Raw genomic sequence first — 7,054 nt, forward strand, 5'->3', positions numbered from 1 at the left:
GAGAAGCAGAACTTCGTAATACTTTATATTGGGATACTTTATATAAGCTAATGTTTCCTTTAGAAAATCTTGATAAAGATGTCTTAGGTAGTGTAAGTATTTCTTGTAGCAAAGGCAAAAAAGATTTACCTGCAAGTAAAAGAATATCAGGAAATATCCCGTACCAAGGAGCTAATGGTATAGTTGACTATGTCGACAACTATACTCATGAAGGAGAGTTTTTACTGTTGGCACGTATTGGAGCTCCTAGTTTATCTCCTTATTCTATACGTAAATATGCAGGTAAATTTTGGGCAACAACTAATGTGCATATTCTAAAAGTTAAAGAAACTTACGATACTCAATTCTTATTTCACTATTTAAGAAGTTTAGATTTTACCCCATACATAAATAATCCTAATAGTAGAACTTGTTTAAATGAGGGCTCCTTATTGAGTATACCTATTCCTAAAATCTCTTTAGAAGAGCAAAAACATATAGCTCATATTCTTGATACTATGCTTGAATTGAAAGAAGCTGTAGAAAAGGAAACTGAACTACGCAGACAACAGTTTGAGTATTACAAATACTGGTTGCTAAATCCTGAAGGTAAACTTGAAACTGCTTAGTTCACTAGAAGTAATAGATTTGTAGTATAGTTCTGTTGTATAGCTCAGTTAAACGAAAAGCCTCAAGTTTTAAAACCTGAGGCTTTAAATTTATGAATTATTTAGCACGAACAAAGAGGAGATTATAAATTAGAAGATATATCCCTAAATTTATCCAAATATCTGCTAAGTTAAAGACTGCAAATGACCAAGTACCAAAAGTAAAATGGATAAAGTCTGTTACATGTCCAAAGAAAATTCTTTCTAATCCATTACCAAATGCACCCGAAGCTACGAGAATAAATGCCCATGCTGTATATTTTTCTGGTTTTGGTAACGAAGGAGTAACTAGTTTTTTCCATGCTAAATAGGTTAATACAATTGCTACTATTACAGCAAAGCTACCTACTAACACGCGCATTAGCACTGGATAATTCGCTCCAATACTAAAACTAAATCCTTGGTTATAAACTAAAGTCCAGCGTAAAAAGTTTTCACCAATTACTTGTTGACTTTGATAGAGATGAAAATTAGCATTGAAATAGTATTTTGATAGCCAATCAGCTACAACTAAAACAACTAACAAACACAATGCTAAAGAAACTTTAGATTTCATATTTTTGTGTATTTTGATATACCAAATATAAGTCTTGCTCACCAAGCATTTGTTGGTAAAGCAATTTTAATTCTAAAACTTGACTAATTTCACTTGCGTGACTAGTAAAAGAAAAGGCATTTAAACCAGCACCTAAGACTTTACCAGACATAAAGTAATGTAATTGATCAAATAAGCCAGCTTGAATAAAGGCATTTGTCAATTGAGCTCCGGTTTCAACTAGGATATGTTCTAATCCATGCTGTTTAAGCTTAACTAGTAAATTAGCTAAACCTTGAGGAGCGTGAATGTCTAAGTCATTAATAAACTTTAATTGTGGTACAGAATTATATTTAACAGCTAAAGGGTGAGGATTTTTACTTACGATATAAATATCACGTTGTAAATTATTTTCTTGTGCAGAATCTAAATTTACTAACGATGAAAAAATCGCTTCAGCCCCTGTTAATTGATGTTGATTGTCAATAACTACTAAAGCAGGTTGAATAAGATTTTCTTGTGTTAAAAAATCAGTAACTGCTGCAGGTAATTCAGAATAGCGCACATTATAACGTGCTTGATCTACTATTACAGTTTGTGCACTGCACAGGACAGCATTAGCTTGCCAACGTAAGGCTTGAACGTACGCTCTACTTTGTGGGCTAGTAATCCATTTACTTGCTTTATTAGGTAAAGCAATACGGCTATCTAAAGAAGCTCCGATTTTTAAACGCACAAACGGTAAATCTGTTGTTTGCTGATTTAAAGCAAAAAAATCTTGATTTAGTTTCGCACTTGGTGCATACGGAGTATAAATAACCTCAATACTAGCTTGTGCTAACATCTGCGCACCTTTACCGTTTACTTTTGGAGTAGTATCTTGGCAAGTGTAAATTACTTTAGCTAATTTGCAATCAACTAGTAATTGCGCGCATGGAGGGGTGCGTCCATAATGAGCACAAGGCTCAAGTGTTACATATGCAGTAGCCCCCGCTAATAGTTCTTGCCATGTATCAGGATACTGTTGTTGTAAACGTTGCACAGCATCTCTTTCTGCATGAGCTGTACCAGCAAAATGATGATAACCTGTAACTAAAATTTGTTGATCTTTTGTAATAACACAGCCTACAGCTGGATTAGGATAACAACTAATTTTACCTTTAAGGGCTTGTTGATAAGCAAGCTCAATACAATATTGAGCAAATTGATCTAGTTCAGAAAAAGCCACTTGCTTATAAGGCAATGTCGTTGTCTCTAAAACAGAAAGATCGGTTTGTTGTAAATCGTTCGACATGATTTGGTAAAAATTTTAGCTATTTGCGTAATACTTATAAGTATTAATACCAAATAGCACGAGTAAAATTATTAAAAGCACAATAATCTGTATTAAGCGCTTTTTACTCATAGGTTCACGCATTGGAGTAATCCTGTAAATTAAAAATATTCGTTATAGAGGGAAACAAATACTAGAGGCTATTTTACCATTTTATGCAGCTTAATAAGCTTAAATAAACTAGCAATTAAGAATAGCAGTCTTATCGCACTTACGGTAAGTTCTAATTTTAGACAAAAGGAGAATTAAACGATTGTTTTACTATTTACGTAATCAGTGATGTCTCCCCCTGAAAATAATGTATTGCAGAATTTAATGCAAAATTTATTGCAGAATTTTATTCAGAAAAAAGGTTATATGGAAGCGTTGCATCACATGCATTTTGAGCAATAAAAAATAAAATTAACATCAGTTCACAATTTATTGCGCCAAATTTCGGCTTGTAAATCGCAAATTTTCAAAAATTTATCATCGATTTATCAAAGCATTATAAACTTTTTCGTAAAAATTAATTTTAGCCTCTTGCTTTTCCTAATTATTTTGCATAGAATGGATTTATACCAAGGAAAAACAAAATTCCTTACAAATTTCTCTTCTTTTTCCCTTACAAATTTTCTTCCCTTTTTAGAGATAAGATTATGATTATTATTGAAATTGATATTATTAGCGAGATTATTATCTTGTAATTTCAGAGTTAAGTCCTTAATGCTTTTACTTTAGACTTAAACTCGAAGTTACTAAAGTAAACAGCAAGTTTCAGGAATGAACTTTGAAGTTAGCTAATATTTCCTTTTTCAATATTATCTAATTTTCATCTATCATTTATCCTATCTTTCACTCGTAAACATACTTTTATTTTCTCTACTTGGCTCTTTAGTCAAATTAGCGTAAAGTTTTGGTTTGGATTATCTTCTTTTTGTATGTTACGCAGTGCCTATAGACACTTAAACTTTAAGTTTCTTTAGCAACTTCCTAAATTCTCATAATATCTTTTTCAATTTAGAGTTTAGTTTAATCTTTAAACCCGAGCTCATATTTTTATCCCCATGCGGGTTACTATGTTTGATTTCTAATTTATTATCTTGTAAGTCATGCTTATAACTGATAGGTAGATGACAAAATTTGTAAGCTTAAAGCCTAGAAATTTGCAAGTAAATCTAATTTCATAAATTTTTAAATAACTAAAATCTTAGTATTGATATACTAGACTAAATTTTTTAATATTTTTTTGGAGAAGCCACAATGACTAATTTAAACGTTCGCGTAGAATTAACCCAAAATCCTAAAGCAAAAACACCAGAAGACAAATTAGGTTTTGGTACAGTATTTACAGATCACTTATTCTTAATGGATTGGGATGCTGAACAAGGTTGGCATGACGCACGCGTTGTTCCTTATCAAAATCTCCAATTAGATCCTTCAGTTGGCGCATTACACTATGGTCAAGCAATCTTCGAAGGTTTAAAAGCATATAACAACGGTGGTAAAGTTTACTTATTCCGTCCAGAGAAAAACTTTGAGCGTTTAAATAAATCAGCAGATCGTTTATCATTACCACAATTAGATGAAAAATTTGCGCTAGAAGCATTAAAACTATTCGTATCAGTAGATCGTAGCTGGGTTCCAACCACTCCAGGTACTTCTTTATACTTACGTCCATTAATGTTCAATAGCGAAGTAGGTTTAGGTGTTCACCCAGCGAAAAAAGTTACTTACTTAGTAATGGCTTCTCCGGTAGGTGCATACTTTACCGCTGGGTTAAAACCTATGCGTTTATTCGTTGAAGACGAATACGTACGTGCAGCTGTAGGTGGTGTTGGTTTTGCAAAAACTGCAGGTAACTACGCAGCTTCATTAAAAGGTCAATTAAAAGCTGAAGAATTTGGCTGTCAACAATGTTTATGGTTAGACGCTAAAGAGCACCGTTATGTAGAAGAAGGTGGTGCAATGAACGTATTCTTCAAAATCAACGGTGAATACTACACTCCAGCTTTAACTGGTTCTATCTTACCTGGTGTAACTCGTGATTCAATGTTACAACTATTACGTGACCGTGGTGAAAAAGTTCACGAAGCTCGTTTAGATGTAAACGATTTATTCGCTAAAGCTAAAACTGGTGAATTAGAAGAAATGTTCTGTACAGGTACTGCAGCAGTTGTTACTCCAGTTGGTACTTTAGTACGTGTTGTAAATCACGAAACTGGTGAAAAAGAAGAAGTAGCAATCAACGGTGGTGAAACAGGTGAAGCTACTAAATCTTTATATGAAGAATTAGTAAATTTACAATTAGGTCTTGGTGAAGATCGTCACGGCTGGTTAGTTGAAGTTTGTGACGCAGAATAAGATATAATTATTATATAACCAATTTCTCCTGGAGATAACTTCTTATGAAAATTCTTGTAGCCGGTTCTGGTGCTATGGGATCTACATTTGGCCACGTTTTACATAAAGGTGGCCATGATGTAACCCTATGCGATAAATGGGATGAAAACGTACGCGTAACCAATAGTCGTGGTTTAGTAATCACTGACGTGGACAAAGTTGAAAACTCTCCTTTAAAAATGTATTATCCGCACCAAGTGCAAGGAGAATTTGATTTAGTGCTCTTTTTCACTAAATCAATGCAACTTGAAGCCATGATTCAAGACGTAAAACACTTAGTAACCGAAAACACTAAAGTGTTATGTCTACTAAATGGTTTAGGTCATTTACAAACTCTCCAAAAATACTTTGATGACAAACATATTCTTATGGGTGTTACAGTATGTACGGCTAAGCTTTTAGGACCTGGTGAGTTCTTATTATCAGCACACTCAAATACTGAAGTAAGAAATATCGATCCATCTCAAGAAGCCGCATGTAGAGAAGTTGTAAAAGCCTTTAACGATAGTGGGATGCCAATGACTTACTCAGAAGACATTGCTTACTCAACTTGGCGTAAAGCTTGTTTAAATGGTATGACTAACTCTGTTTGTGCTTTATTAGACGTGAATATGCGTATGCAAGGACAAATGGATCAAATGCGTGATACGGTAAAACAAATTGTTAGCGAATTCGCTGCGGCTGCCGCACTCGAAGGCGTGAACTTTGATGTTGAGCAATTCACCGAATGGTCAATGCAATTTTTACAACCATCTTTTGCCGGAATCGATCACTACCCGTCAATGTGGCAAGACTTAGTAGCTAATAAACGTGCTACTGAAATCGACTACTTAAATGGTTATGTTGCCCGCAAATTAAAAGAAGCTGGTCAATGGGCTCCATATTGTGAGCTAATCACCCGCTTTATTCACGGTAAAGAGAAAGCCTTAGGTATTCCTTATACTTTTGTGCAATAAGAGTTATGTTCCAACTAAAATAATCCAATTAAATATATTTTTATAACCATGGCAGAGTCTGTTACCCCTGTAAGAAATAACTTACCGGCAAAATTAACCGTAAAACAGTTTTTCCTTAATGTTCTAAACGGAATGGCTGTCGGCATCGTGGCAGCATTAATCGCTAATGCTGTATTAAATGGGATTTTAGGAGCTCTTGCTCCTCACTCAACAATTGCAAAAGGTTTACAATACTGTGCATATGCAATCCAATTCGCAACCGCACCAGTAATTGGCTTTATTGTTGGGGTTAACTTTAAATTCCCACCATTAAAATCAGCATGTATTGCTTTAGTTGCTTATATCGCTGCTGGGAACGTAGTATTCGTACCAGGTGAAACTTTACAAGTAGTACAAGCAAATGGCGAAGTAGTTGAACGTGTAATTAAAGGTTACTATAAAGTAACTGGTTTAGGTGATATCCTAAACGTATTAGTTGCTTGTTCGATTGCTGCGGCTGTAACCTTATGGCTAAAAGACAAATTCGGCTCACTACAATTAGTATTACAACCTATTGTAGTTGGGGTATTTGTTTCTTGGTTAGGTTATTTCCTCGGTCAATACGTTGGTCAAGTTACGAAGTACTTCGGTGATTTTATTAACTATTTTACAAACCAACAACCTTGGATTATGTGTCCAGTATTAGCAATTGCTTTCTGTTTTGCTGTAGCTTCACCTCTTTCATCAGTTGCTTTATCATTAATCACTGGTGTTACAGGTCTAGCTTCAGGTGCGGCTAATATTGGTGTAGCTTCGGCTGCAACTTTCTTAATTATCGCAGCTTGGAAAGAAAACAAAATCGGAGTACCTGTAGCTATTGCTTTCGGTGCGATCAAAATGATGTTACCGAAACTAATTATGCGTCCGTATCTCTTTGTCCCAATGTTTGTTTTAGCGGCAATTAACGGTGTAGTTGTAGCTGCTTTAGGTATCGTTGGTGATACTTCATCAGCTGGCTTTGGTTATATTTCATTAATTGGACCAATAAAAGCCTACCAAATGATGGATTCATCATTTAAGCTTGTATATATCGTTTTAGCTTATGCTGTTGTACCTTTTGTAGTTGGATATTTAATCCACTTTGTATGTACACGTGTATTAAAACTTTACGATAATAAATACTTTAAATTTGAAGCTTAGGCTTAAACGCAAGATCCCCCAA

Annotated in this window: 6 protein-coding genes; 4 read left to right on the forward strand and 2 right to left on the reverse strand. The window is 34.5% G+C overall.

Annotated features, from left to right (window positions below; all coding sequences use genetic code 11):
• A partial coding sequence (locus CKF58_RS01530) for a restriction endonuclease subunit S (protein WP_222987654.1) occupies positions 1-608 on the forward strand: 608 nt, incomplete at its 5' end.
• A 97-nt stretch (positions 609-705) separates the two neighbouring features.
• Here CKF58_RS01530 and lspA read toward each other — a convergent pair.
• On the reverse strand, positions 706-1,203 hold the full coding sequence (gene lspA, locus CKF58_RS01535; RefSeq protein WP_119530231.1) for a signal peptidase II: 498 nt from the start codon (positions 1,201-1,203) through the stop codon (positions 706-708).
• On the reverse strand, positions 1,193-2,476 hold the full coding sequence (gene ribD / locus CKF58_RS01540) for a bifunctional diaminohydroxyphosphoribosylaminopyrimidine deaminase/5-amino-6-(5-phosphoribosylamino)uracil reductase RibD (RefSeq protein ID WP_119530232.1): 1,284 nt from the start codon (positions 2,474-2,476) through the stop codon (positions 1,193-1,195). Before ribD ends, lspA begins: the two co-directional genes overlap by 11 nt.
• Before the next feature lie 1,281 nt (positions 2,477-3,757).
• Between ribD and CKF58_RS01545 the strand changes: the two genes are divergently transcribed.
• The 3 genes from CKF58_RS01545 to CKF58_RS01555 are packed head-to-tail and all read left to right on the forward strand — an operon-like array spanning position 3,758 to position 7,032.
• Positions 3,758-4,858 (forward strand): branched-chain amino acid aminotransferase, encoded by a 1,101-nt coding sequence (locus CKF58_RS01545; protein WP_119530233.1) that lies wholly within the window; start codon positions 3,758-3,760, stop codon positions 4,856-4,858.
• A 44-nt stretch (positions 4,859-4,902) separates the two neighbouring features.
• Positions 4,903-5,853, forward strand: a complete 951-nt coding sequence (locus CKF58_RS01550; protein ID WP_119530234.1) for a ketopantoate reductase family protein — start codon at positions 4,903-4,905, stop codon at positions 5,851-5,853.
• Positions 5,854-5,901: 48 nt separating this feature from the next.
• Entirely contained in the window at positions 5,902-7,032 is a 1,131-nt protein-coding gene (locus CKF58_RS01555) for a PTS sugar transporter subunit IIC (protein WP_119530235.1), read from the forward strand.
• Positions 7,033-7,054: the final 22 nt, after the last annotated feature.

Origin of the sequence: Psittacicella hinzii, assembly GCF_003585935.1 — a bacterium.
In the GTDB taxonomy this organism is placed as follows: Bacteria; Pseudomonadota; Gammaproteobacteria; order Enterobacterales; family Psittacicellaceae; genus Psittacicella; species Psittacicella hinzii.